The organism is Rahnella sp. GSA61A (assembly GCF_019969905.1).
Classification (GTDB): Bacteria; Pseudomonadota; Gammaproteobacteria; order Enterobacterales; family Enterobacteriaceae; genus Rahnella; species Rahnella aceris.
Genome location: NZ_JAHXYO010000029.1, coordinates 39,496 through 64,709, shown reverse-complemented (window position 1 = coordinate 64,709; position 25,214 = coordinate 39,496). Strand labels below are relative to the sequence as shown.

The window sequence follows — 25,214 nt, the reverse complement described above, 5'->3', positions numbered from 1 at the left end:
TTCGATTCGATCGTGAATTTATGATGTGGATACGTAATGATGATCCAAAAACTTTGGGTGATGTTGTAAATGAGTGGAAGCGCAGACATTCGTTTTAATAAGCCGGGGTCAGCGCCTCGCTCACAGCTGACAGTCCGTCCGCGTCGGGCTGCTCTGTGCCAGGAGCGGACGTTGCTAACATCAGCAGGTCCATTGCGCGCAGGTATTGTGCCGCGAGAACCATCACTAAACCAAGCGAGCGTCGCCCCGACAAAGGGGTAACGCTCTGAAGCGTTAAAGGTATGGGGATCTTCCAGAAACTGAATTGAGATTCGGGGGGGTGATTGGAAAGAAGGAGATTTCAGAAGTCACTCAAACGTTGAAAGCCACCGTATAGGCGGCTTAAATTCAAGGATTAGTAGCCCACACCGCGCACACCACCCGCAGCCCGGATGGATTCGCCTGTTACCCAATGTGAGTCTGCAGATGCGAGAAAAACGGCGACGGGTGCGATATCGCTGGGTTCGCCGAAGCGACCCAATGGTGTTCCTGCAAGCAGCTTCACCCCGAGTTCTCCCGCGAAATTTCCGTCGGTTGCCGGTGTATTGGTATGACCAGGCAAAATTGAGTTTACGCGAATGCCGCGTGGTCCTAGCTCACGAGCCAGTGCAAATGTCATTGTGTCGACCGCCCCTTTGGTTGCTGAATAGACACTAGAGGCAAGGTAAGGGTCGGTGCTCAGAATGGAACTAATGTTTATGATGCTACCACCCGCATCACCAAAATGTTTTACCGCCTCCCTGATTGCCAGAAAGTAGCCCAAAACATTGACGTTGAATTGCTTGTGGAACGCATCTTCCGTCATATCGGAGATCATTTCGAATACGGCGACGCCAGCATTGTTGACCAAAACGTCCAGCTTGCCATGGTCCGCCTTAACCTTGTCAAACAAACGGACGACGTCTGCCGACTTGCTCATATCCGCTTGCACGGCAAATGCTTTTCCTCCCGCAGCCTCTATTGACGCGACGACGGTGTTGGCACTCTTTTCGCTACTGGCATAGTTCACGATGACAGTGGCACCCTCTGCGCCGAGTGCGTTTGCAATGCCAGCGCCAATACCGCTTGACGCGCCCGTTACAACGGCGACTTTTCCAGGTAACTTCATTTGGTAACCTCTTGTTTAACGTATGTGCCTGAGGCGAATCACCTCGGTTGACAAGCGTTATCTTAAGGCGGTCACTCGCTCATAGGCGTGCCTGATCTTCGCATATCGTTGCCTATTCTTCTCGTTTGATTGCAGCGCAGAAGCGTTGGCGTATATTGGACGACATGACTGATACAATGAACGAATTGCGCGACTTAGTGATGCGTGCTGAAAATGAATGGACCGCTACCGGTATTCCCCGCGTAAAGATGGTCAGAGCAGAGGCTTGCTCGGACCAGGTGTATGAACCGATGCTCCATCTGGTCTTACAGGGCACTAAAAACCTGTCCATTGGCAATCAGGTTCTTTGGTTCGAACCAGCGTCCTATACGCTTATCCCAATCGACGTACCAGCTATAGGACAGATTCATTCTGATGCCCCGAACCGGCCTTTTCTGGCTGTTGGCTTGACTTTAGACCCTGTGGTTATCGCGACTATGTTCGGTGACCTTTGCGATACCCGGCCAACCCTGCGTGAACCCGATTTCTCGGCTACTGCCGCGTCCCCGGAAATGATGGACGCCTGGCTCCGGATGATGCGGCTAGTTGATCGCCCGGACGAAGCGGGGATTTTGGCGCCGATGATCGAACGGGAAATACTCTTTCGGGTTTTTCAAGGTCCACACGGCAATATGCTCAGGCAAATCGCGCATGCTGATAGTGGATTGTCACAGGTTCGTCGGGCGATCGACTGGATACGCGTGCACTTTACCGAACCTTTCCTCGTGGAAGATCTGGCGGCTCTGGCTGGGATGAGCGTTGCCGCTTTGTATCGCCATTTCAAAGCAGTTACCGCCATGACGCCGATCCAGTACCAGAAAAAGCTTAGACTTTTGAAGGCTCGGCGGCAGCTCATATTCGAGCCAGACGCAGCGGCTGCTGTGGCCTTCTCCGTCGGTTATGAAAGTGCCTCCCAGTTCAGCCGGGAATATGCGCGCATGTTTGGCATGCCACCCGTACGTGATGTGACCCGATTCAAAACCCCGATAGTTTGAAACATGTTGATTAGGTTTTATGGGTGAAGTTTATGTGCTCCGCAGTGACGCCGTAGCCTGCACTTTACTCATCCTCCTCTTTTACGCAGCCCTTGCAGTAATGCCTGTGTCGCACCAGAAGACTTTCCGGATGGCGAACAAACAAGACAAAATTCACGGTGTATAGAAGGTGTCACCGGCAGCACGCACAGGCCTCGCAATTCAGCTGGCAGGGCAGATTCCGGAATCAGCGTCACACCCATGCCTTCACGCACCAGCATGCAGGCGCTGACCCAATCCCGTACTTTTACGCGTACATCAGAGAGCTGCAAGCCTGCCTGCTCCATCAGACTTTTTCCATTAACGACACATCCGCCTGTCGCGAGAATAAAGGGTTGGCCTGCCAGTGCCTCTAGCGTTATGCCATCCGCTTTTGCATTCTGTCCCTGCGGATGACGGGATGGCATGACCGCCACCCATGCATCCTGTCCCAATACAACGTCTGCTCGTCCCGGTTCGGGATTCATGACCACACCCAGATCCACAGTGTCTGCTGCAATCCATTCCTCCACTTCCTCGTCTGTACCTTCCAGTACCACCACGTCGATGCCCGGATGCAGACGCTTAAAGTCGCGCAGCAGCCCAGGCAAAAATGTGGACGTCACCGAGGGAAAACTGGCGAGGCGGATGCGTCCGCCCTTTAAACCTCGGCTCTCATCAGCCAGCACGCGGATGGCGTTCAGCCGTTCAAGCATTATCCTTGCCTGTTCGATAACCTGCTCACCCAGCGCGGTGACGCCGATGTGTCGACGCTCACGCGTAAACACCGGGAACCCAAGTGAAGCCTCTAACTGGGCGATAGCCTGACTGGCGCCGGACTGAGTCATTCCCACCTCTTCAGCGGCGCGTGAGATATTGCTGGCATCCGCCACGGCGACCAGTAAACGCCAGTGCAAAAGATTCATCATAGGTATCAGTAGCTCAGCTAATAGTTAATTTATGAGTCATTAATTTTACAGCATGAGACACATTACGCACAGTGTGTTCAGGAACGGCCAGCACATTGCTAAAAAGCTTTTCAATTTTATCGGAGAGACCATGAAACTTTATTACGCCCCTGACACCTGTTCGCTTTCACCCCACATCGTGTTGCGTGAGCTCGGGCTTGAATTTGAACTGGTCAAAGTGGACAACAGAAGCAAGCTCACCGCAGACGGACGTGACTTCCGTATCATTAATCCAAAAGGCTATGTCGCCGCGCTGGAACTGGACAATGGTCAGATACTCACCGAAGGGCCGGCCATTGTGCAATACCTCGCTGACTTGAAGCCGGAAAGGGGGCTGGCACCGCGAGCGGACAGTTGGGCGCGAGTGCGTCTGCAGGAATGGCTAAACTTTATCACCAGTGAAATACATGCGGGGTCCGCACTGCTGTTCAACTCCACATTGCCTGAAGACGTCAGAACGATCTTTCGTGAAAAGCTCTTCCGGCGGTTCGATTTTCTGCAGGATACGCTCAATGAAAAAGCCTATCTGACGGGCCCCTCGTTCAGCGTTGCTGATGCTTACCTTTTCACCGTGCTGGGTTGGTGTAAATTCTTTTCCATCGAACTGAATCGCTGGCCTGTATTAACGGCGTATATGGCAAATATCAATGCGCGTCCTGCCGTGCAGGCTGCCTTACTTGCAGAAGCATCTCAATAAGCCCGATAAAGCTTATGGCGGATGCAAATGTCTGACAGGTGCAAAGTAAAAGATCCGCTTCCCGCTGCCCAGTGACATCCTTTTTGTGGGGCGTTCGTTTAGTGCCAGAGCGGACGTTACAGCTAAAACCCGTCCTGTTCTTGAAAACATCACTAATAAATGGTCGATTTTAATTCTCACGTTTATTGCATTGTACGAATGGGCGCTGGAGCATGGAGCAGAAATGGAACGGGCCCAGGAGGTGTACGACTCGTCCCGGGTGAAAGAGATTTAGAACTCTGCGGCCAGCGCGAGACTTTCGCGGGCAGAACGGGGGAATCTGGTCGCGTTACGGCTTCAGGAAGCCCCGGTACGGTGGAGCAGGTTTGACAGACAGCATTTGCCCGGAGGTCTCTTGAGGCCTGATGCATTCAGGCCGGAACAATAATTGCGCATTCAGGGGGGCAATAAACGACAGGAGATCGCCTCATCCGCGGCCAACCCCAGCGAGCGTGGCTTTTCGCGCCAAAGGCGATATCACATCATTAAAAATGATTAAATGTCATGACTCAGCCTGCAATAAGTTAATCATTAATAGCCGGTGAGTGGTTTTTATATCGTTCAATTAACAGGTGTAAAATCCCCATTGCACCGTGCGCATAAAAATAGACTTCAATAAAAGTAGTAAGGAACTTATGCCACCCGATAATTTTATCCGCTAAATCAGATTCAACAGTATTGAGTAAGAACCATAATCCACCCGATATGGCTACGCATAATAACGCCAGAACACCAAGCCCCTGAATAGTACTGGCAATGCCACCGGAATGGGCTTCAGGTAAGCGATATTTCATCAGCGTATTGATATCTTGTTTAATACCCTCAAAATCCAGCTTAGCCCAGGCAAAATAGTAAGTAAAACCTCTCTGGGTCATCATCCAGCCAAGCATCAGGAAGCCACAGATAATCAGCCCTGACCCGGAAATTACATGCACCCAGGTTATCACGCTGTCCAGGCCATGCCCGGCAAGCGCTTCAGTTTCAGTAAAGTTGGAGTTGATAATTTGTGAAAGTATTAAAAGTGCCACAACGATGTGCAGGGCACGAAAAAAAGGGGCGTACTCATGGGGTAACATATTCCAAATTCGTGATTTCATAGCGATTGCCTTAATGGATTGATCGACATTCTGAATCTTACGAAAGAATTATTAGCTTAACCTTAATTTTAAAATTATTTGCCAACACGTTCTCATTCCGTCAACGTGGCAATAAATATTGAGAAGTGATAACTATTATTATTACCATCGGCATTTTGGCCTATTAACTGAACCCATGGCCAAACGCATTTTGCCGGGATTATTTATGCTATCTGGCAAATAACGCACCCCTGTTGCTGTCATTTCAGCCCGACGACATTATTTCCTCATGCATACCCTTAACCTGCCTTTTCTGCGAATCCCTCCGGCAGGTTTTTGTGTCTGAGGGTGAAACCCTGATAAATCATGATTAATTAGCAGAAATTAATCTATCGACGGGGGTCTTTAAGGTTGTCGGCTGAGAATATACGATATATTCTCAATGCTTAATTCTTCGCCGGATCACCGCCATGACGACTGCCAGACCCTTGCTCGATGTTCGCCACCTCGCCATTCATACCGATGCCGGATTACCGCTGGTCAAACCGCTTTCCCTGCAGGTGAATTGCCGTGAAATGGTGGCGCTGGTGGGGGAATCCGGTTCCGGTAAAACGCTGAGTTCGCTGGCGCTGATGGGATTGCTGCCGCCGGGTGTGAGTATGACGGGCGGTGAAATCTGGCTGGCTGATAAACAGATTGCCAGCCCGCAGGGCGCGTTTGACACGGCTGTGCGCGGTAAACGGCTGGGGATGATTTTTCAGGAACCGATGACCAGCATGAATCCGGTGCTGAAAGTCGGTGAACAGATAGCTGAAGTGCTGGTGCGCCATCTGGGATTGGGCTGGAAACAGGCGCACCGTGAGGCCATCGCTTTGCTGGATCGGGTCGGCATCCAGAATCCTGAGCAACGGGCGAAACAGTATATCCACCAGCTTTCCGGCGGCATGCGCCAGCGGGTCATGATTGCCAGCGCCATCAGTTGTAAGCCGTCGCTGCTGATTGCCGATGAGCCGACCACTGCGCTGGATGTCACCATTCAGGCACAGATTCTGGCGTTGCTGCTGGAATTGCAGCAGGAAATGGAGATGGGCGTGCTGCTGATCACCCACGACCTGAGCGTGGTGGCGCGTTACGCTGACCGCGCTTACGTCATGCATCAGGGAAATCTGGTGGAAGCAGGGCCGGTGGCAACACTGCTGACCGATCCGCAGGAACCTTACACCCGCAAACTGATCGCCGCTTCCCAGCCCGAACCACGTCCGTTCAGCGCAGAAATCAGCGCGGCATCGCCGCTGGTGCGTTTGCGCGAACTGACCAAAAGCTATCCGCAGGCGCAGCGTTTACCTTTCATACCGGCAAAACGGCAAACGGTGCTTTTTCCTACGTCGCTGGATATCCGTCGCGGCGAAATTCTGGGGCTGATCGGCGAATCCGGTTCGGGGAAAACCACGCTGGGGCGGGCGATCATTGGCCTGACGGAAACTGACAGCGGTGATATCGAATTTGATGGCGTTTCCCTGACCCGCGCCAGTCACGCCACGCGGCAGAAAATGCGCAGCCGCGCACAGATAATTTTCCAGGATCCGTACGCCAGTCTGAACCCTAAAATGACCATCGGTGAGCAAATTGCTGAGCCGCTTCGTGTCTGGAAATTGCGTCCTGCCGGGCAGATTCAGGCGCGGGTAGATGAATTACTCACGCTGGTGGGGCTGGAAGCGCACCACGCCAGCCGGTTGCCCGGCGCATTTTCCGGCGGTCAGCGTCAGCGCGTGGCGATTGCCCGTGCGCTGGCGTTAGAGCCGGAACTGCTGGTGGCGGATGAAGCCGTGTCGGCGTTAGATCTCTCGGTTCGCGGGCAGATCCTGGCATTGCTGGATGAGCTCCGGCGACAACTCGGTCTGACCGTGCTGTTTATCAGCCATGATCTCGCTGCGGTAAAACAGGTGTGTGACCGCGTGGTGGTGCTTTATCACGGTAACATTGTGGAAAGCGGACTTACCGCACAGGTGCTGGGCGCGCCGCAGCACGCGTATACGCAAACTTTACTGGCGGCAGCACCGGATATCAGGCAGGCGTTGCAACTGCGCAACGTCAGTTAAAACCCGTCAGCAGGGGCAGTTCAGGATGTTCCGCCCATTCATGCCAGGATCCGACATAAATGGCCAGTTGCCTGTGACCCGCCAGTTGCAGGGCGGTAAATACCGTGGCGGCACGTGCGCCCCGGTGACAATAAATAATGATCCGCCGGTCGGGATGCAGTCCGGCTTTCTCCGCGCGATGGCGGATTTCTCCGGCATCCTGAAACGCGCCGTTATGCACCACATCCTCCCAGAACAGCAATCTTGCACCGGGAATTCTTCCTGCCCGGTGGCAGCATTCATGCGCAAATTCACCGCTGAATTCTGACGGACGCCGGGCGTCCAGAATCTGTGCGCCGGACGCCTGTGCCGCAAGCACTTCCGTCCGCGTGGCCGTCAGCGAATTAAGTTGCGCGATCACCGTACTGTCTGGCGCACGGTAATCCGGATTTTCTGCGCTTATCACTGCGCTGTTGCCGGTTCCCGGCATCAGCTCGCCGCCTGCGCGTTGCCAGGCATCCAGCCCGCCATCGAGCACCAGCGGCTGGCAGATGCCGCCGCACAGCGCAAACCACGCACCGCGCGGGGAGCGCATACCGACCTGCTGTTCAAAGAAAACAGGTGTGACGTTGTCACGGATGTCCAGCGACTGCCAGGCACGCTGAAAGGCATTGAACAGGCTGTTCACACCGGCTTCAGTACTGTCGGGAATAAAGTAATCATAAACATTCAGATGATGCGCGCCCGGCAGGGTTGCGGCCTGCCACTGAGCGATCTCACGCACATCAATCAGCGCGAACTGTTCGCCATTTTTGTGGCGTTCACGCAGCTCTGCGGCGCTGATAATGATGCGCGGCAAGGGGAAAGCAGAGTAATCAGGCAAGGTAAAATGACTCCGGAAAAAGCGGTAACAGCGTGCCGGTTCCCCGCTGCTGCGCGAGTGCCAGCACGCGGGCCGCCAGGGCGATGTCGAAAACGTTGAGGCCAAACGAGGAGAAATACACACTGTCATCCGGCGCAGGTCGCCAGCCATCGAGCAGCAGATTGCTTAAATCAGCATCAACGCGATCCGGCGAAAATTGCCCGGCGCGGTACATCTGGAAAAGGCTTTTGGCGCTGGTTTCGCAGAAATCTCCCCACAAATCGACCACCACTTTTGTGGCGCGGGCAATCGCCTCAAACGCGACTTCGTGATAACCCACCTGAATAACCAGCCTTCCGGGGCGGATTGCCTCCGCGCCCAGCAGCGGTTCGGCGGCGCTGGTGCAGGTGATCACGGCGTCGATGTCTTGTGCGCAGGCGTGCGGTAAACCGGTGATTCGGACCAGCGGCCACGGCAGGTTGTCGCTGTCTGGGACAAAAGCAGATGCGCTGCGGCTCCACCAGCTGACCTGTTGCAGGTCCGGGAAAAGCTGACGCAGCATATCGAGATGCGCCGTGGCCTGCACGCCGGTGCCAAGCAGCAGAATGCGCTGTACGGGACGCGGTGCGGCATGGCGTAACGCCAGCGCCGAGACGGCAGCGGTGCGGGCGGCAGTCAGCGCGGCGCTTTCCACCAGCCCGAGTGGCAGACCGTTATCTGCGCGGTTAATCAGCGTCATCGCCATCGCCTGCGGCAGCCCGTCGTGCGCATCGGGGCGATGTGCCGTCCATTTCACGCCAGCGGCATTGAAACGACCGCCTACGCAGGCGGGCAGCGCGTAGGCTTTTCCCCGCGCACCGGCAAGACTGACGTGGGTTTCCGCTGGCATCTGCGTCTGTTGCTGGCGCATTAAGGTGACAACGTCACGCACGTCATCCAGCGCGGCCTGCGCCTGCGTACCGCCGAGCGCCATGACATCCCGCTGATTCAGATAGCGAAAACCCTGCGTCATCTCAGTGCTCCAGCAAGGTCTGAGCAAAGGGATACAGCGCCGGTGAGCCGCCACAGTGCACGAAAATCACCCGTGAACCGGCGCTGATTTTGCCTTGCTCCACCAGACTGATCAGCCCGTGCATGGCTTTGCCGGTGTAGACCGGATCCAGCAGCAAACCTTCGGCCTGCGCAACACGGTAGATGGCATCAATGCCGCCGTCAGACGGCACGCCGTAGGCGGTGCCGACAAATTCGTCTTCAATCCAGATATCGTCAGGCGTCCAGTGTTGTGGCCATTCCAGCAAATCAGCACAATCCTGCGCCATGGCGGAAATTCGTGTCCGGAACCATTCCGCTTTGGCGCTTACGCTGATACCCACGATTTTGGTGTCCGGCCAGTATTTACGTGCGCCGACATACAGCCCGGCCAGCGTACCGCCGGAACCGGTCGGCGCGACAATCACGTCCGGCGGCAACTGATGACGTTCTTTAAGCTGGACGTCCATTTCTTCGATAGCGCGCACATAACCCAGCGCGCCGAGCGGCGTGGCGCCGCCGAGCGGGATAATCAGCGCTTTTTCACCGCGTTCCTGTGCCGCGTCGGCATGAGCATTCATCGCCCCTTCAATCTGGGTGAAATAGCCGTCAGGGTCGAGAAACTCCAGCTCCGCGCCGAACAGTTTATCGAGCAGAAGATTGCCCTGATAGGTTTCCGGCTGATGGCCGCGCAGCACCAGCACCGGTTTCATGCCGAACTTACGCGCCGCCGCCGCCACCATCCGGGCATGGTTGGACTGATGCCCGCCGGTGGTGATAACCACATTGACCTGCTTGCGGCAGGCATCGGCCATCAGATATTCCAGTTTGCGGACTTTATTACCGCCGCCGCCGAAGCCGGTGTAATCATCACGTTTGATATCCAGCGTGATGCCGAGTGAGTCGCCGAGTGTGCTCAGGCGTTCGAGCGGTGTGGGGAAGAATCCCAGTGAAACACGTTCAAAATCATCTGCTTGTTTCATCATAATTTTCCTGGTGATTATCTTTTAAAACATTCCCGGATGTTGACGCAAAGCCTCGCCGGATTATTCCGGCAAAGCAGAAAAAGGGGTGTCGCGGGCGTAAAAACGGATCCAGTCGGTGACGGATTGCTGAAAGCGTTCCAGCCCGCGCAGGGTGACAAATTCATTCACGCCGTGCGCATTGCCGCCGTGGCCGAGGCCGCCAATCAGAAAGGCCGGTGCGATGCGGGCAAAGGTATACGCCGGTGCGCAGCCGGGTGCCCACGGCCAGACCTGCGGTTGCGCGCCCTGAGCCTGATAGCTGGCGAGCAGGGCATCGACGCCGGGGCTGTTGCGCGGGAAACGGTGGCCGGGGTAACTGTCGTCCAGCTCAAGTTCCACGCCGTCGAATTCCGCCCGGCAGAGCGTCTGGCGGATTGCCGCCAGCAGGTTTTCACCGTCAATGCCCGGCGGTACGCGCAGCGCGAGTTCCGCGCTGGCGCTGTGCGGGATCACGCCCCGCGCCTGTTGCGGATCACTGCAGATTTCTGAAATGTTGAGCACCGCGCCGTTGATCAGTTGTTGCAGGCAGGCCAGCGTATCGCCGCTGACCGACAATTTTTCACTGCGGCGAAAGTGCAGTTCATCGCTGATGCTGAACTGTTGCGCCAGGGTATGCAGCAGCCGGTTTGCCGGTTCATCCACCGTCTGACGGGCGATGACGCCGCTGTTTTCGGCGGGTGCAATGGCATGAAGGGCATGAACCAGCCGCCAGACGGGATTGGCAATCCAGTTGGCGTTACTGGCATGGATAGCCGCGTGAGGGCCACCCCATGCGCCGCCGCTGACCCGTAAACGGCCGCCGCTCAGTCCGCTGAAACCGAGATACACGCGAGGTGCGCCGCCGCCGTATTCACACAGCGAGGGGAAAAACACCGCCCCGGCGGACGGCACCGGACAGGGTTCCTGCGCCAGATAACGCCGTAACCGGCCACTGCCCGTTTCTTCCTCGCCTTCGAGAATGATCTCGAGATTAACGTCCGGCCCGCCTGCGTCGCACAGCGATTTTATCGCCATCAGCATGCCTGCCAGTGGCCCTTTATTGTTCTCTGCGCCGCGTGCGATATACACCGCACCGGTGCCCGGCCATTCGGTAATACCGCCGGTGAAGGGCGGGAATTCCCAGCCTTCGTCCGTGGCAGGCATCACGTCGTACATGTTGTACAGCACCAGCGTGTTTGCCGCCTGACGCTCAATGCGCATGTGCACCAGCGGCGGGGTGTCGTCGTCGTTCTGCTGGCTGACCGGCAACACCGGCACGCCGTGCAGATTCTGGTGTATCCAGTCTTCCAGCCACTGCGCCAGCTCACGCTGCGGGCTGAGCTGGCCGGAAACACTGGCGAACGGCGTCATCGCATGGAGCAAATCGAGCGTCGGTTGCAGCGCCGGGGGAACGGGATGTGTCACAGGCGGATCCTCGGATTGAGTACCACGTACAGCAAATCGATAATCAGGTTGATGCCGACAAACACCAATGCAGCAAGCAGCACAATGGCCTGTACCAGCGGGAAATCACGGTTCTGGATCGCCTGAACGGCGAGGCGACCAATACCCGGCCAGGCAAAAATGATTTCGGTCACCAGCGCACCGCCAAGCAGCGAGGCGAAATACATTCCCTGCACTGTAATGACCGGGATCAGCGCATTGCGTAAACCGTGGCGAACCACAATCCGCCAGCGGCTCAGCCCTTTGGCGCGGGCGGTACGGATGTAATCTTGTTGCAGAACGTCAATCAGGCTGGCGCGGATCAGCCGCGCAATGGCGCTCATATAATACGCGCCGAGGCTGATGGCAGGCATCACCAGCTGACTGGCGCTGCCATAACCGCCGGACGGCAACCAGCGCAGGTTCAGGCTGAAGGCGATGATCAGCAGCAGGCCAAGCCAGAACACTGGCACCGCCTGACCGCTGAAGGCCAGCAGGCGTGAGACCAGATCCCATAGTGTGTTCTGATATAACGCGCTGACGATGCCGAGCAGCAAACCGGCGACGGTGCTCCAGAGCAATGCGGTAATGGCCAGCAGCAGGGTGGCGGGAACGCGCTGGCCGATGAGTTCGGTGACCGGCTGGCTGTAGCGCAGTGATTCGCCCAGATCGCCCTGTAAAACGCCGGTCAGATAATGCCAGTACTGCCACGTCAGAGAACGGTCAAAGCCCATGCTGTGGCGGAAATTATCGATTTCCTGCTGGCTGGAGCCCGGCGGCATCATGACCGCAGCCGGATCGCCGGTCAGGTGCAGGCTGTAAAAAATCAGCAGCGACACGCCAAACATCACCAGCACTGACTGCCCGAGGCGTTGCAAGATATAACGCAGCATATCAGTCGAGCCTCGTGTGGGTTTTACGCAGCAGGCTGTCGCCGAGCAGGTTGCAGCCAATCACCAGTGCGGCAATCACCAGCCCCGGATACAGCACCAGCCACTGTGCGAGCAGCATATAAGAACGGCCTTCGCCGATCAGATTACCGAGCGTCGGCGTCGGCGGCTGAATGCCCATGCCGAGAAAACCAATCGAGGCTTCCAGCACGATCAGGCGCGGAATATCCAGCGTCAGCAGCACGATCAGCGGGGTCATCAGACTGGGCAGCACATGGCGCAGCAAAATGCGCGGAGTGGAAAATCCCATGGCTTTGACCGATTCGATAAATTCCAGCTCGCGGATTTCCAGCGTTTTGGCACGGGCGACACGGGCATAAATCGCCCAACTGGTCACGCCCATGATCACAATGATATTGGTGAGTGACGCGCCGAACAGCGCCATCACCAGTAAGATCAGCAGGATGAACGGCACCGCCAGCTGGATGTCCATCAGGCGCATGATCAGCGCGTCGAGCCAGCCGCCGGTATAACCGGCAATCATGCCCAGCGCCGAGCCCGTCACCGCCGCAATTAACGCTGCCAGCAACACCACCATCAGCGAAAGCCGCGTACCGGATAAAATACGCGACAGCAAATCGCGCCCCAGCTGATCGGTGCCCAGCAGATGATGGCCGCCCGGCGAGGAAAAGGCCGCAGCCAGATCATTGGTCAGCGGATCCGGCAGGGGCAGCCACGGCGCCAGCAGCGCCGGAACAATCACCAGTAACAGCAACAGTCCGCCGAGGAGCCCGTCGCCGTAAAACCGGCGGCGGGATTTCCTTTGCAGGGTTGTACGCAGTGAAATCATTTCATCCTCAGGTCAAACAGCGGGATCCGCGAATCGGCGCGGCCGGTGAAGGTCACGTTGTCGGCACTGGCATACAGGGAATCTTCTTTGTACAGCGGGATAAGCGGTTGCTGGCTGGCGACAACCTGCTGTATCTGCTGCAAAATCTTCTCACGCTTGGCCGGGTCGACCGTGGTACGGCTGCTGTTCAGCAGGGCATCCAGTTCAGGCGAATTCACCGTAGAATACGGCTCGCCGGAGTGCAGGATCGGATAAAGCGCGGCATCGGCGTCCAGCGTCTGTGTTGATCCCCACGCCAGCATGTACATCGGTGCCTGTTTCTGCGCCGCGACCTGCTGGGTATAGACCGACCATTCCGGCACTTCGAGTTGCGCTTTCACGCCGATGGCTGCCAGATCCTGCACAATCGCCTGGGCGACGTCTGCACTGGCAATATAACGGCGGGGTGCCTGGAAGCGCAGGGTGAAGCCTTGCGGATAGCCCGCTTCTGCCAGTAACGCTTTGGCTTTGGCGATGTCCTGCGCCGGTGCAGGGATCGCCTCATAGCCAAAATCTTTCGGTCCGGCCATGGTGCCGGTCGGCGTGCCGAAACCGTGCAGTAAATCGCGGGTATAGGCCGTGCGGTTCAGCGCCAGTGATAACGCCTGACGGACGCGCACATCATTCAGCGGTTTCTGGTCGTTCTTCAGTCCGAGGTAAATGGTCAGTCCGCCATTTTTTACCTGTTCGAGATGCACGCCCGGTTTATTTTTCAGCGCCGGCACCAGATCGGCCGGTACGCCATCAACCAGTTGTACTTCGCCGGTCAGCAGGGCGGTGATGCGCCCGGTGGCCTCCGGGATCGGACGCCAGGTGACGGTATCGATGGCGGGCTTGCCGCGCCAGTAACCCGGATTGGCCTGCATCACCACTTTTTCATCGGGAATAAATGCGGTGAGGGTGTACGCGCCGGAACCCACCGGTTTGCGGGCAAATTCCGCAGCACCGACTTTGGTGACATACGCCGGTGGCACAATATAGGTCGGGTAGCGACTCATGCGGGTTGGCAGCAGCGGGTCGGGGCCGGTGGTGTGGATTTTCACCTGATAATCGCCGGTAACTTCCACGGATTTGATGGTGCGGATATACGAAATGGTCGGCGCGTGATTCGCAGGATCCAGAATACGATCGATAGAGAATTTCACCGCCTGCGCATTGACCGGCTCGCCGTCGCTGAACTTCACACCCTGACGCAGGGTGAACTCCCAGGTGGTATCATCGGGTGATTTCCAGCTTGTCGCCAGCCCCGGTTGCAACTGCATATTGGCGTCGCGCAGCACCAGCGTATCAAAGAGGTTATCCACCAGTGTGGCAGACTCTTTCAGGAAACCCGGATCCATCGCCGTGGCGGAAGCTGGCTGGGCGATCACCAGTTCAGAGGCGAAAGCAGCCGGTGTTGTCAGGCTGATAAGCAGGGCCAGTGAAGCCGGTTTAAAGGCAGGTATTCTCATTACGGTCATTCCCAAAGTGAAGCCGCCAGAAGAGTTGACGGAATTAACGTGAAGGTTGTGCGTCACAAAAACGGTCAATCAGTATTCAATTCCTTAATACATGATATATCCTATATAATGTATTTTTGGCAAGCTACAGATTAAACCGCAAAAGAAAAGCCATTATTTTGCTAAAGGAAAACGTCAGATGTTTGAGATGGAAAAAGCGCAGCGTGTCAGCCTCACTATGCAGGTGGAGGCCAAACTGAAAGGGGCATTAATTGTCGGCGTACTCAAACCGGGCGCGCGGCTGGTGACCAAAGAAATTGCTGAAAAACTGGGCACCAGCGTGACGCCGGTGCGCGAAGCGTTGCTGCGTCTGGTGTCGGCGGGCGCGCTTGATGCGACGCCGGCACAGGCTTTTCTGGTGCCTAAAATTGCGCTGGCGCGGTATCAGGAAATCACCCTTATCCGCAAAAATCTTGAAGGGCTGGCGGTATCGCAAGCCTGCGGGCAGATCACTGCGCAACACCTCGCTTTACTGAAAACGCTGAATACCCGATTTATGGCGGCGAAAGTGGAAAATAACGTTGAGGATGCTTTAGAGGCTAACCGGGAGTTTCGTTTCACTCTGTATGAAATGGCCGCGATGCCCACGCTGACCGCGCTGATTGAGCAGTTGTGGGTGCAGATTGGTCCGTGTTTTAACTATCTTTATCCGCAGTCACCGCATATGGCGCAGGGCCAGCATAATTACGATCAACTGCTGGTGGCGCTGGAAGCGGGCGATGTTAAACGCTGCGTGAAGCTTATCCACAAATCGATTGATGACGGCGCAGCCATTCTCGGTAAGCATTATTTTCTACAGGAGTGACGGGCGGTTGCCGGGAGTCAGGAGGCATTGCCAGACTGCAACACGCAGTCTGGCAGGGGCGTTCATCAGAACATCAGCACCATCCACGGATAGGCAATCAGCATCATGCCGCCGAGGAAAATCGCGCCGAAGATGGTACCGAGGCGCCAGTAATCTTTGGTTGGCAGATAGCCGCTGCCGTAATAAATCGGGCTAGGGCCGGTGCCGTACGGGGTGATGATCCCCATCACGCCCAGCGAGGTCACCATCATCAGGCAGTAAACCGGCATATTGATGCCCGGAATAGCCGCCGCAATGGTCAGCATCGCCGGTAACAGCGCGGTGGTATGCGCCGTGGTACTGGCGAACAGGTAGTGCAGCAGGAAGAACGCAATCAGCAGCATAACAGCGGCGACCTGCGGGTCGAATCCGTCGAGTAACTGACCGCCTTCTTTACCCAGCCAGGCAATAAAACCAACGCGGGCCAGACCATCCGCCAGCGCGACCAGCGTCGCAAACCACGCGAAGGTGTTCCAGGCCGGTTTATTACTGGTGATATCGTTCCAGTTCAGCACGCCGGTCCACAGCATCAGCACCACGACCAGCAACGCAGCCAGCGCGGGTTCAATCCACGCAGCGGCAAAAATCCACATCAGCAGCGCAGAACACACAAAGATCAGCAGCAGGATTTCGTTACGCGACAGCTTACCCAGTTTGTCGAGTTCGCTTTTCGCCCAGCGCGGCACCTCGTCATTAATCTTCACTTCCGGCGGATAGAACCAGTAGGCCAGCAAAGGCATGGTCAGGATCAGCAGCACCCCCAGCGGCAGGAACGCCAGGAACCACATACCCCAGGAAATCGTAAAGCCGGTGATACTTTTCACCAGCGCCAGTGCCAGCAGGTTCGGGGCCAGCGCCGACAGGAACATCGAACTGGTGATACACGCGGCGGTAATCGCCACCCACATCAGATAAGAACCGATTTTGCGCGCACTCGGATCATTGGGTTTGGAGCCGTATAACGGCGGCAGGTTGGCGATGATCGGGTAAATGGTTCCGCCGCTGCGTGCGGTATTGGACGGCGTGAAAGGTGCCAGCAACAGATCCGCAAAGGTAATGGCGTAACCTAATGTCAGGCTGCGACGGCCGAGATATTTCACCAGGATCAGGGCCAGACGGCGACCAAACTGCGTTTTGTCATATCCTGCGGCAAACATAAACGCGCCAAAAATAAGCCAGACCGTCGAGTTGCCGAAGCCGCTCACCGCCCATTTGAACGCCTCGGTGGGCATTTTAAATTTCGGGTTGGCGATTTCGGCCGGGCTGAATAACAGCCACTGACTGAAGAGGGCGATCACCACCACGCCCGTCAGGCCGATCACGGCGCCGGGCAAGGGCTCGAAAATCAGGCCGACAATCACGCCGACAAAGATGGCGAAGAAATGCCACGCATAGGGTTCAAGCCCGGCGGGGACCGGCGTCAGCAGTAAAAGCACCGCCACCAGCACCGGCAGGAACAACATAATCAGACGTTTTTTTAGTCCCCCGGAGGCCGGATCGGCCTTGCCGGGAACATTCAATGTCGATGTGGGTTTCATAAATTTTGTCTGCCCGTAATTGAGTGTGAGCGTTACGCCACGGTTATCAAAGATGGTGTTCTGATTCGGAAAACCATTAATTTCTTTCGAACTTAAATGCGTTAAGCGGTACGCAATGACAGTGGGTCCACTGTGACGAAATTAAGATGTTACTTTTATTCTTAGCCTGAATGACGCAATACATTCACTTATATCAATACGGTATCATTACAATAAGTGTGGTTATTTATTTATCGAAATAATCCGTTTAAGTGAATGTAGAGTAAATTTGCGTAAACGCCAGTTGTAGCAGTCAACTCTATGATTTTGAAGGTGAGATTTTTTATGTTATTCTAATGTTGATTTTTGTCAACTCATCATTAACAATTGAAGGTGGCATGGGTTTCTGTGTCGGATAAATAAACAACTCCTGTTTTCAGCACGTTTATAACGCCAATTTCATCGCCTGATGCAAATAAATTAGCTAACAGATTTCTATATTCGCCTGCTTCGGATTGCTTAATTAAACGTAGTTTTTTACGGTAAGTAATGCGGTCATGGAAAAATTCAAGACTTACAGATTTCGGAGTTGATCATAATGAATAAGCTGACACCGGTACTGAATCCGCTCACGCTGCCAAACGGTGCGGTACTGAAAAACCGTCTGCTGATGGCCCCGATGACTACCTGCACCGGCTTTTATGACGGTACCGTCACCAGTGAACTGGTGGAATATTACCGTGACCGTGCTGGCAGCATCGGCACAATCATCGTCGAATGTTGCTTCATTGACCGCATGGGCCCGGCGTTTCCGGGTGCTATCGCTATCGACAGCGACAATAAAATTGCCGGTCTGAAGAAAATTGCCGATGCCATTAAATCCAAAGGCTCGAAAGCGATTTTACAGATTTACCACGGTGGCAGAATGGTGGAACCGGAGCTGATCGGCGGCCGTACGCCTGTCGCCCCAAGCGCCATCGCTGCACCCCGTGAAGGCGCGACCCGGCCAAAAGAACTGACCGGCGAAGAAGTGGAAACCATGATCACCAAATTTGGTGATGCCGTTAACCGCGCCATTAAAGCCGGTTTCGATGGTGTGGAAATCCACGGCGCAAACACCTATCTGATCCAGCAATTTTACTCGCCGAATTCCAACCAGCGCACCGACAAATGGGGCGGAGACCGCGACAAACGCGCCCGTTTCCCGCTGGAAGTGCTCGACATCACCCACAAAATGGCAGAGCGCTTTGCCGACGCCTCCTTCATTATCGGCTACCGTTTTTCGCCGGAAGAGCTGGAAGTGCCGGGCATCCGTTTTGACGACACGATGTATCTGCTGGAAAAACTCGCTGCGCGCGGGCTGGACTATGTGCATTTCTCGGTCGGACAACTGTTGCGTCCCTCTATCGTCGATACGCAGGACCCGACGCCGCTGATCACTAAATTCCGTGCCATGCGCTCTGAAACACTGGCTAAAGTGCCGGTGATTGGCGTCGGCGGCGTGATCAATAAAGCTGATGCCGAAAAAGGGCTGGAATACGGTTTTGATCTGATCGCGGTGGGTAAAGCCTGTATTGCTTATCCGGACTGGGCTGACCGCATCGTCAATAACGATCATCTTGAGCTGTTTATCGACAGCCATAAACGCGAAGAACTGAACATCCCTGAACCGCTGTGGCGCTTCTCTCTGGTTGACGCCATGATCCGCGACACCAGCGTCACCGGCCGTAAATACAAAGCCGGGGTGTATCAGGAGAAAGTCGAAGCCGAAGCGCTGAAACTGAAAATCAGCGTCACGCTCGACACTGACCGTATTACCGATATCGCGCTGGTGAAAGATGACTCGCTGGACGTCGATTTCACGACCACCTTCGAAAGCCTGCGTACGCGCATGCTGGTCGCCAACAGCCCGCACGTCGATGCCATTACCGGTGCGACCACCCAGAGTGAGGCGCTGAAAAAAGCCGTTTCCCGCGCGCTGGCAACTTCCAGCAAAGAACACGTCATCGAAGAAGGCGGCAACCCGCAGGCACCGCAAAACTACGATGTCGTGGTGATCGGCAGCGGCGGCGCAGGGCTGGCTGCAGCGATTCAGGCGCACGACGAAGGCGCGCATGTGGTCATTATCGAGAAGATGCCCACTATCGGCGGCAATACCATCAAAGCCTCCGTCGGGATGAACGCCGCAGAAACCCGTTTCCAGAAACTGAAAGGCATCGAAGACAGCAAAGACCTGTTCTATGAAGAAACGCTGAAAGGCGGCAAGTTCAAAAACAACCCGGTGCTGCTGAGAGAGTTTGTGGAACTGGCACCGGAAGCCGTCGAATGGCTGGCGGCGAAAGAGATTGAACTGAATGACATCACCATCACCGGCGGGATGAGTATCGACCGTACACACCGTCCGGCGGATCGTTCCGCCGTTGGTGGTTTCCTGATCAGCGGCCTGGTGAAAAATATCAACAAGCGCGATATCGAAGTGCTGCTTGAAACCTCCGTCGCCGAAATCCTGTCCGAAAACGGCGTGGTGACCGGCGTGAAAGTGGTGGATGAATATAATGACAGCCGCATTCTGAATGCGAAAAGCGTGATTGTCGCCACCGGCGGTTTCAGTGCTAACCGCGAGATGGTGGTGAAATATCGCCCGGAACTGGATGGTTTTGTGACCACCAACCATGCGGGTGCGACCGGCAGCGGGATTGCCTTGCTACAGAAACTGGGCGCGGACACGGTGGATATGGGTGAAATCCAGATCCACCCGACGGTGGAACAGACCACGTCTTATCTGATTTCCGAAGCCATTCGCGGCGGCGGCGCGATCCTGATCAGCCAGGCCGGAAAGCGTTTCTATAACGAGATGGAAACCCGCGATAAAGTCTCGGCTGAAATCATCGCCTTACCGGAGAAAAGTGCGTGGGTGATCTTCGATGAACAGGTGCGGTCGAATAACAGAGCGGCTGACGAGTATATCGCCAAAGGCTTTGTGATAAGCGCGCCAACGCCGGAGAAACTGGCAGTAAAACTCAATATGGATCCTCACACGTTGTCGGAAACCCTGCAGCGCTACAATCTGTTTGTGGTGGAGAAAAAGGACGAAGACTTTGGCCGTACCACTGCGCTGCGCCATCCGCTCAATCAGGGGCCGTTCTTTGCTATCCGCATCGCGCCGGGCGTGCATCACACCATGGGCGGTGTGACCATCAGCCCGGATACCGCCGTGCTTGATGTGCAAAAACAGGTGATCACCGGTGCCTGGGCCGCAGGCGAAGTGGTCGGCGGCATCCATGGCGCAAACCGCATCGGCGGTAACGCTGTCGCCGATATCATTATCTTCGGCATTCTCGCCGGTAAGAATGCGGCGGCGCTGGCGAAGCGGTAAACGACAGAAGGTTAATGCTTTAAAATGAAAAACCCACGTGTGAGCGTGGGTTTTTTTATGGGTTACGATAAGCTGAAAAGTTTAACATCATAATCTGCATAAATTGATAAAAATATTTAATAGAAATCTTGTATTTGTTTACCTCAAGGTTTTGCGCTATAACTTCTGCAATTATAAAATATTAATCAGGGACTCTTTCTGGCAGGGTTATTATACCTGGAGTCCCTCAATCAGTCTGTCATAATATACTGTGATAGCATGGAGATATATGAGTAAACGCAGCGACATTACCAATTTTCATGGTTAGATTATATCAAGCCTTTAAATGATTTATCGAGCTTGTATTTATCTAATCGTTATCTAAACAGACCAGTGAAAAATATGTTTGATGATAAAAACAAACTCAATGGAAACGTGTACTTGTCCCTCAGAAAGGGGTTCCAAAAAAATACAGAACTCAAAATGCCTTCACATTACCCTATTTTCCCTCATCATCCGAGGTCCCCAGACTATTTTTACATTGGCGGTGATAGCCCCATGCCGATCTGGTGAGTCAATTAAAGTGCATACAGAGGGTTATATGCAAAAAATAGTTAAGTGGTCCGGATGTTTTATAGCAATATTAGTTATGATGTTCATGTGCCATATAGTATTAAGCTTGTATTTGTTGGGTTATATTTCTGATGGAAGGGAATATCGCAAATCAAACTGGGTTGACTATTATTATCTTACGCCTGATGTTATTAAAAATGCGCCTGAAATTTCCAGTGATGCTATTTATTATGTGCAAGGTGGTGATGAAAATACCTTCTTAGAGGAAAAGGTCACCTGGACTCAGGTAAAAGATGTTCCACAGGCAGTGAAAGTACTGAAAACCTATTTAGTTGAAAGTGGTATTGATGTTGAAGCACGTTATAACATTGGTGAGCGATACTTTATTATTCCTTATGAGGATAAAGTGAGTCTGTTGATAAATACTTGCATGAAAAATTGCTGACAACGAGATCAGCAATTTTGTCGTTTCAGCCGAAAGCCTCCCGCACCGCCTGAATAAAACTGCGGATCTTCACGGTCTGTCGCAGACCGGCGGGTGTGAGGATATGCATGGGTCTTGAAGGTCCGTCGTAATCAGGCAATACCTGCACCAGTCGTCCGGCGTTGATCTCCTCGCGCAGCACATCTTCCGGCCCCAGCGTCACGCCATATCCGCTGACGGCAGCATGCAGCAGTGCGCGCCAGTCATTCGAGCGCAGACGGCCCTGCGGATGGATTTCCTGCATTTTCCCGTCCTGGTAAAATTGCCAGCGGCAGGGGGCCTGTGGCGACCAGATTCCGTAAACCAGACAGGAATGCGTCGCCAGTTCCGCCGGGGTTTCCGGTGCGCCATTTTGTGCAAGATAGCCCGGCGAGGCACAGGCAATCAGCCGGTATGGCCGCAGCGGATAAGCAATCATCTGGCTGTCACTCAGTTCGCCAATGCGCAGGATCACCTCATAGCCTTCCTCGACCGGATCGACCATGCGGTCGCTGAGCGTCAGTTCAATCTGCGTCTCCGGATACTGCGCCAGATAATGCGTAATGAATGGCGCCAGTGACGATGTGCCGAAGGTGACCGGCGCATTCACCCGTAACGTGCCGGAAGGTGTGACTTTCATTTCGAGGGCGATAGCATCCGCTGCCTCGGCCTCTGAAAGCACGATTTTACAGCGCTCATAATAACTGCGCCCGATGTCTGTCAGGTGCTGACGCCGCGTCGTGCGGTTGATCAGTGCCGTCCCCAGCCGCGATTCCAGCCGGGCGATATGTTTGGCCACCATCTGCGGGGAAATACGCAATGCTTCTGCTGCTGCCGCGAAAGAACCCAGATCAGCGGTTCTGACGAACACATTCATGCTGGTTAAGCGATCCATGATTCCCTCTTATTTGTTGTTTGTTTATGTCTGTGGTGGCGATTTATCAATGTTCAGTGTGGAATTATTCTTACCCTATCGACAACAAAATGAAAGGTAAGAATCATGAAAATAGGCATTTTGGGTGCAGGGTTCGTAGGCAGGGCGGTGGCAAAACTGGCGATCAAAGCCGGACATCAGGTGATGCTGAGTAATTCTCGCGGTCCTCAGTCGTTGTTCAGCCTGAAGCCGATGATCGGTTGCGAAATCGGTACCGCGACGCAAGCGGCTGCTTTTGGCGATATCGTGGTGATTGCCGTGCCGCTGACGGCTATCGGACAACTGCCCGTGGCGGAGATTGCCGGAAAACCGGTCATTGATGCCGTAAATTATTACCCTGAACGTGACGGTCAGGTGGCAGAACTGGACGATCAGACAACGACTACCAGCGAATATCTCGCGGGCTTCCTGCCGCATTCAGAAATCACCAAAGCATTCAATGCGATTCAGATGACCGATCTCGAAAACGACGGTTTACCCGCTGGCGACCCGCAACGTCGCGCTCTGCCCGTAGCCGGTGATGATGCGGAAACGAAAAAGGCGGTGATCGCGCTGTATGACGCCTTTGGTTTTGACGCCGTCGATGCAGGCGCTCTTTCCGAAGGCTGGCGCTTCCAGCGCGGCATGCCGTCTTATTGTGTGCGGATGACCGAAAGTGAATTACGGGAAGTGCTGGAAGGCGCAGTAAGGCCGGAACCTGCGAGAAGATAAAAGGGCGGTTTTACCCCTCAAAAATTTTAAATGTGCTTAGGCTTAGATAACGTTTAAAACCCCCACCCAACTTCCCCCTTCACCGGGGGAAGCGTTGATCAAGCCATCAGCGAGCTTGGCTTTTCTTCTGCCTTTAAACCCCCTCTGGCACCCACGCGCCCTGCAATTTCACCTGCGGGAAGCCTGCGGTCAGAATGCGCAATTCGGCATCGCGCGGAGTGTTGTCGCCCTGGCCCTGAATGCTGACGATGTCTTGCGGGCAGGCGGAGAAGGCGACGTAGCAGTCCATTTCGGCGCGCAGGATAATGTAGTCGCCAGGGCGCGTCACCACCGGCAAGGTTTTCAGGGTACGGCCATCCGGCTGAACCTGAATGTTCATGAAGATGTTGAACGAGGCCAGATTGCCGTGCGGCAGTGTTACGCCCAGTTCCGCCATGCCTTCAAACAGGTTGTCGTGGCAGTTGCGGTGCGGTTCGGTGCAGCCGAGTAACTCGTAACGACGCGCATCGCACGCGGCCATAAAGGTGTCGTGCACGCCGGGTGAGGTGTCGGCGACCAGCGTCAGAATCGGGTGGCGCTGGCTGGTGATAAAGCTGTCGCCGACCTGCGGATTCAGCCGCTGGTTCCAGACACGGGTGGCTTCCATACACATATATTCACTGACGTCTTCGGCGTTATACGCCCAGCAATCCACCACCTGGGTGCCGTACAAATTCACCACCTGCACGGCTTCACCTTTCGCCAGACGCACGGCTTTACCGTGGCGGGCGGCAATCAACTGGATGTCACGATGCTCAAATTCAGCCGACATTTTTTTCTCCTGATTAATGTTGCATGCTGCGACGGTAGCGCGTCATGCGAAATTCAATATGGCGCGCCAGCCAGTCAATCAGACTGTTCAGCACCCAGTAACACAGCGCGACCGTGAGATAAATCTCCAGCGGCGCGTAAGTCTCAGAAATCGCCTGTCTGGCGGCGTACATAAACTCCTGCACCGATACAATCGACAGCAGGGCGGAGTCTTTAATCAGGCCGATCATCAGCCCGACCAGTGGCGATAACATCTGCGGCAGCGTTTGTGGCAACACCACGTCGCGAAGTTGTTCCGTGCGGCTCAGCCCTAAAACACGACAGGCTTCCCACTGGCCGCGCGGTAACATCTCAATCGCCGAGCGTACGACCTGCGCGATATACGGCGCGTAATACAACGTCAGTGCCAGCACGCCGACCTGTGGCGAGGTAAAGGTGATGTCGTATTCCGGCAGGACGAAATAGAGCAGATAAATAACGATCAGCAGTGGAAGCGCCAGCGTCAGGCTGGTGTAAAGATGCAGCAACCGTTGCCAGAATGGCGGGGCACGCATCAGCGCGACGGCCATCAGCGTGCCCCATAACAGCGAGCAGATCGCCGCAATGGCACAAAGTTTTAACGTGGCAATCATGCCTGCGCCGAGCGACGGTAATGCGGTAAGAATTGCCTGCCAGTCCATTACGCCATCCTCCGCTTGGCTTCCAGATGCCGTACCGCGCTGATCAGCGGCAGGGCGATCAGCAGATACCCGGCTGACACCAGCAACAGCACCTGAGTGGCGTCGTAAGTGCGGGCGATAACGATTTGTCCGGCATAGGTCAGTTCGGTCAGCGCCACCACGGACGCCAGCGGCGTAGTTTTCAGCAAAATCGTAAACTCGTTCACCAGCATCGGCAGGCTGGCGCGGATCACCTGCGGGTTGATCACATACCACCACGTCAGCCAGCGGTTCAGCCCCAGCGTGCGCGCCGCTTCACGTTGTCCGCGGGTCACCAGACTCTGATTAACCCGCAAGATTTCCGCGACGTACGCCCCGCTGTTCAGGCCAATCGCCAGCACCGCCGCCAGCATTGGCTGACCGCCGAGGCCGAGACGCGGCAGGGTGAAGAACACCACAAAGAGCTGCACGATAGCCGGTGTGCCACGCATCAGGCTGACATACAACCGCCCGGTGACGCGCCACAGCCAGGCATTGCGTAGCTGGATAAAGCAGATGATTTGCCCGCACACCAGGCTCAGCAGCGCTGCCAGTAAGGTAAGTGTCAGCGTCATCAGCAGGCCATGGCCTAATTCGGGAAGTGCTGCAATCACCTGGTCATCCAGCCCCAACATG

23 protein-coding genes are annotated in these 25,214 nt (G+C 55.1%); 8 read left to right on the top strand and 15 right to left on the bottom strand.

Annotation, left to right across the window (positions count from 1 at the left end; all coding sequences use genetic code 11):
- Window positions 1-98, top strand: a 98-nt coding sequence (locus LC431_RS24285; protein ID WP_255611249.1) for a DUF6434 domain-containing protein, incomplete at its 5' end; no start/stop codon positions are given.
- A gap of 296 nt (window positions 99-394) precedes the next feature.
- Here LC431_RS24285 and LC431_RS24280 read toward each other — a convergent pair.
- Window positions 395-1,147 carry an SDR family NAD(P)-dependent oxidoreductase gene (locus LC431_RS24280; RefSeq protein ID WP_013575634.1) on the bottom strand — a complete coding sequence of 251 codons (753 nt, stop codon included), beginning with the start codon at window positions 1,145-1,147 and terminating at the stop codon, window positions 395-397.
- Window positions 1,148-1,323: 176 nt separating this feature from the next.
- Between LC431_RS24280 and LC431_RS24275 the strand changes: the two genes are divergently transcribed.
- Entirely contained in the window at window positions 1,324-2,181 is an 858-nt protein-coding gene (locus tag LC431_RS24275; protein ID WP_121019622.1) for an AraC family transcriptional regulator, read from the top strand.
- 68 nt (window positions 2,182-2,249) lie between these two features.
- Here LC431_RS24275 and LC431_RS24270 read toward each other — a convergent pair whose 3' ends face one another.
- A complete protein-coding gene (locus LC431_RS24270) occupies window positions 2,250-3,128 on the bottom strand; it encodes a LysR family transcriptional regulator (RefSeq protein ID WP_013575632.1) in 879 nt (292 codons plus the stop codon).
- A gap of 130 nt (window positions 3,129-3,258) precedes the next feature.
- On the opposite strand from LC431_RS24270, the gene gstA reads away from it, so the two are divergent.
- Window positions 3,259-3,864, top strand: a complete 606-nt coding sequence (gene gstA, locus LC431_RS24265; protein ID WP_112152438.1) for a glutathione transferase GstA — start codon at window positions 3,259-3,261, stop codon at window positions 3,862-3,864.
- Window positions 3,865-4,427: 563 nt separating this feature from the next.
- Here the strand turns inward: gstA and LC431_RS24260 are convergent.
- Window positions 4,428-5,000, bottom strand: a complete 573-nt coding sequence (locus LC431_RS24260) for a cytochrome b/b6 domain-containing protein (RefSeq protein ID WP_013575630.1) — start codon at window positions 4,998-5,000, stop codon at window positions 4,428-4,430.
- Window positions 5,001-5,449: 449 nt separating this feature from the next.
- Here LC431_RS24260 and LC431_RS24255 point away from each other — a divergent pair, with 449 nt between their 5' ends.
- Window positions 5,450-7,078: an ABC transporter ATP-binding protein gene (locus LC431_RS24255; RefSeq protein WP_223510402.1), complete on the top strand. Its 1,629-nt coding sequence runs from the start codon at window positions 5,450-5,452 to the stop codon at window positions 7,076-7,078.
- Here LC431_RS24255 and LC431_RS24250 read toward each other — a convergent pair.
- The 7 genes from LC431_RS24250 to LC431_RS24220 form a co-directional block, all read right to left on the bottom strand.
- Window positions 7,071-7,940 (bottom strand): sulfurtransferase, encoded by an 870-nt coding sequence (locus tag LC431_RS24250; protein ID WP_223510401.1) that lies wholly within the window; start codon window positions 7,938-7,940, stop codon window positions 7,071-7,073. The two genes, LC431_RS24255 and LC431_RS24250, sit on opposite strands and share 8 nt — an antisense overlap.
- Window positions 7,933-8,931: an ornithine cyclodeaminase gene (locus tag LC431_RS24245; RefSeq protein ID WP_223510400.1), complete on the bottom strand. Its 999-nt coding sequence runs from the start codon at window positions 8,929-8,931 to the stop codon at window positions 7,933-7,935. Before LC431_RS24245 ends, LC431_RS24250 begins: the two co-directional genes overlap by 8 nt.
- Before the next feature lies 1 nt (window position 8,932).
- Complete coding sequence (locus LC431_RS24240; RefSeq protein WP_112198620.1) at window positions 8,933-9,931, bottom strand: 1-aminocyclopropane-1-carboxylate deaminase/D-cysteine desulfhydrase; 999 nt, start codon at window positions 9,929-9,931, stop codon at window positions 8,933-8,935.
- Window positions 9,932-9,994: 63 nt separating this feature from the next.
- On the bottom strand, window positions 9,995-11,377 hold the full coding sequence (locus tag LC431_RS24235; RefSeq protein ID WP_223510399.1) for a M20/M25/M40 family metallo-hydrolase: 1,383 nt from the start codon (window positions 11,375-11,377) through the stop codon (window positions 9,995-9,997).
- Window positions 11,374-12,288, bottom strand: a complete 915-nt coding sequence (locus LC431_RS24230; RefSeq protein ID WP_013575624.1) for an ABC transporter permease — start codon at window positions 12,286-12,288, stop codon at window positions 11,374-11,376. The genes LC431_RS24235 and LC431_RS24230 overlap by 4 nt, the downstream gene beginning before the upstream one ends.
- Before the next feature lies 1 nt (window position 12,289).
- The gene (locus tag LC431_RS24225; RefSeq protein WP_013575623.1) at window positions 12,290-13,135 is read right to left on the bottom strand and encodes an ABC transporter permease; all 846 of its coding nucleotides are present in this window, start codon (window positions 13,133-13,135) and stop codon (window positions 12,290-12,292) included.
- Window positions 13,132-14,625, bottom strand: coding sequence for an ABC transporter substrate-binding protein (locus LC431_RS24220; protein WP_037034092.1), 1,494 nt, complete (start codon window positions 14,623-14,625; stop codon window positions 13,132-13,134). The genes LC431_RS24225 and LC431_RS24220 overlap by 4 nt, the downstream gene beginning before the upstream one ends.
- A 187-nt stretch (window positions 14,626-14,812) precedes the next feature.
- Here LC431_RS24220 and LC431_RS24215 point away from each other — a divergent pair, with 187 nt between their 5' ends.
- Complete coding sequence (locus LC431_RS24215) at window positions 14,813-15,478, top strand: GntR family transcriptional regulator (RefSeq protein WP_112152444.1); 666 nt, start codon at window positions 14,813-14,815, stop codon at window positions 15,476-15,478.
- Between the two features lie 65 nt (window positions 15,479-15,543).
- Here the strand turns inward: LC431_RS24215 and LC431_RS24210 are convergent, their stop codons facing one another.
- On the bottom strand, window positions 15,544-17,055 hold the full coding sequence (locus LC431_RS24210) for an anion permease (protein WP_013575620.1): 1,512 nt from the start codon (window positions 17,053-17,055) through the stop codon (window positions 15,544-15,546).
- Window positions 17,056-17,632: 577 nt separating this feature from the next.
- Between LC431_RS24210 and LC431_RS24205 the strand changes: the two genes are divergently transcribed.
- Window positions 17,633-20,410 (top strand): flavocytochrome c, encoded by a 2,778-nt coding sequence (locus tag LC431_RS24205; protein WP_131637725.1) that lies wholly within the window; start codon window positions 17,633-17,635, stop codon window positions 20,408-20,410.
- 580 nt (window positions 20,411-20,990) lie between these two features.
- Complete coding sequence (locus tag LC431_RS24200; RefSeq protein WP_013575617.1) at window positions 20,991-21,407, top strand: hypothetical protein; 417 nt, start codon at window positions 20,991-20,993, stop codon at window positions 21,405-21,407.
- 25 nt (window positions 21,408-21,432) lie between these two features.
- Here the strand turns inward: LC431_RS24200 and LC431_RS24195 are convergent, their stop codons facing one another.
- Window positions 21,433-22,320, bottom strand: a complete 888-nt coding sequence (locus LC431_RS24195; RefSeq protein ID WP_153375494.1) for a LysR family transcriptional regulator — start codon at window positions 22,318-22,320, stop codon at window positions 21,433-21,435.
- A gap of 105 nt (window positions 22,321-22,425) precedes the next feature.
- On the opposite strand from LC431_RS24195, the gene LC431_RS24190 reads away from it, so the two are divergent.
- The gene (locus LC431_RS24190) at window positions 22,426-23,070 is read left to right on the top strand and encodes an NADPH-dependent F420 reductase (RefSeq protein ID WP_217244079.1); all 645 of its coding nucleotides are present in this window, start codon (window positions 22,426-22,428) and stop codon (window positions 23,068-23,070) included.
- A gap of 133 nt (window positions 23,071-23,203) precedes the next feature.
- Here LC431_RS24190 and LC431_RS24185 read toward each other — a convergent pair whose 3' ends face one another.
- From LC431_RS24185 to LC431_RS24175, 3 genes are read right to left on the bottom strand one after another with little or no spacing between them, the layout of a single operon-like run.
- Complete coding sequence (locus LC431_RS24185; RefSeq protein WP_013575614.1) at window positions 23,204-23,881, bottom strand: DUF1989 domain-containing protein; 678 nt, start codon at window positions 23,879-23,881, stop codon at window positions 23,204-23,206.
- A 13-nt stretch (window positions 23,882-23,894) separates the two neighbouring features.
- Window positions 23,895-24,560 carry an amino acid ABC transporter permease gene (locus LC431_RS24180; protein ID WP_121019317.1) on the bottom strand — a complete coding sequence of 222 codons (666 nt, stop codon included), beginning with the start codon at window positions 24,558-24,560 and terminating at the stop codon, window positions 23,895-23,897.
- Window positions 24,560-25,213, bottom strand: coding sequence for an amino acid ABC transporter permease (locus LC431_RS24175; RefSeq protein ID WP_013575612.1), 654 nt, complete (start codon window positions 25,211-25,213; stop codon window positions 24,560-24,562). The genes LC431_RS24180 and LC431_RS24175 overlap by 1 nt, the downstream gene beginning before the upstream one ends.
- Between the last annotated feature and the right edge of the window lies 1 nt (window position 25,214).

What these genes read in the sequence shown, in the direction of transcription:
- LC431_RS24190 (WP_217244079.1), top strand. Translation starts at nt 22,426, where the DNA reads ATGAAAATAGGCATTTTGGGTGCAGGGTTCGTAGGCAGGGCGGTGGCA.
- LC431_RS24225 (WP_013575623.1), bottom strand. Translation starts at nt 13,135, where the DNA reads ATGATTTCACTGCGTACAACCCTGCAAAGGAAATCCCGCCGCCGGTTT.
- LC431_RS24180 (WP_121019317.1), bottom strand. Translation starts at nt 24,560, where the DNA reads ATGGACTGGCAGGCAATTCTTACCGCATTACCGTCGCTCGGCGCAGGC.
- LC431_RS24240 (WP_112198620.1), bottom strand. Translation starts at nt 9,931, where the DNA reads ATGAAACAAGCAGATGATTTTGAACGTGTTTCACTGGGATTCTTCCCC.
- LC431_RS24280 (WP_013575634.1), bottom strand. Translation starts at nt 1,147, where the DNA reads ATGAAGTTACCTGGAAAAGTCGCCGTTGTAACGGGCGCGTCAAGCGGT.
- LC431_RS24220 (WP_037034092.1), bottom strand. Translation starts at nt 14,625, where the DNA reads ATGAGAATACCTGCCTTTAAACCGGCTTCACTGGCCCTGCTTATCAGC.
- LC431_RS24245 (WP_223510400.1), bottom strand. Translation starts at nt 8,931, where the DNA reads ATGACGCAGGGTTTTCGCTATCTGAATCAGCGGGATGTCATGGCGCTC.
- LC431_RS24185 (WP_013575614.1), bottom strand. Translation starts at nt 23,881, where the DNA reads ATGTCGGCTGAATTTGAGCATCGTGACATCCAGTTGATTGCCGCCCGC.
- LC431_RS24200 (WP_013575617.1), top strand. Translation starts at nt 20,991, where the DNA reads ATGCAAAAAATAGTTAAGTGGTCCGGATGTTTTATAGCAATATTAGTT.
- gstA (WP_112152438.1), top strand. Translation starts at nt 3,259, where the DNA reads ATGAAACTTTATTACGCCCCTGACACCTGTTCGCTTTCACCCCACATC.
- LC431_RS24205 (WP_131637725.1), top strand. Translation starts at nt 17,633, where the DNA reads ATGAATAAGCTGACACCGGTACTGAATCCGCTCACGCTGCCAAACGGT.
- LC431_RS24210 (WP_013575620.1), bottom strand. Translation starts at nt 17,055, where the DNA reads ATGAAACCCACATCGACATTGAATGTTCCCGGCAAGGCCGATCCGGCC.
- LC431_RS24275 (WP_121019622.1), top strand. Translation starts at nt 1,324, where the DNA reads ATGAACGAATTGCGCGACTTAGTGATGCGTGCTGAAAATGAATGGACC.
- LC431_RS24195 (WP_153375494.1), bottom strand. Translation starts at nt 22,320, where the DNA reads ATGGATCGCTTAACCAGCATGAATGTGTTCGTCAGAACCGCTGATCTG.
- LC431_RS24230 (WP_013575624.1), bottom strand. Translation starts at nt 12,288, where the DNA reads ATGCTGCGTTATATCTTGCAACGCCTCGGGCAGTCAGTGCTGGTGATG.
- LC431_RS24260 (WP_013575630.1), bottom strand. Translation starts at nt 5,000, where the DNA reads ATGAAATCACGAATTTGGAATATGTTACCCCATGAGTACGCCCCTTTT.
- LC431_RS24270 (WP_013575632.1), bottom strand. Translation starts at nt 3,128, where the DNA reads ATGATGAATCTTTTGCACTGGCGTTTACTGGTCGCCGTGGCGGATGCC.
- LC431_RS24255 (WP_223510402.1), top strand. Translation starts at nt 5,450, where the DNA reads ATGACGACTGCCAGACCCTTGCTCGATGTTCGCCACCTCGCCATTCAT.
- LC431_RS24215 (WP_112152444.1), top strand. Translation starts at nt 14,813, where the DNA reads ATGTTTGAGATGGAAAAAGCGCAGCGTGTCAGCCTCACTATGCAGGTG.
- LC431_RS24175 (WP_013575612.1), bottom strand. Translation starts at nt 25,213, where the DNA reads ATGTTGGGGCTGGATGACCAGGTGATTGCAGCACTTCCCGAATTAGGC.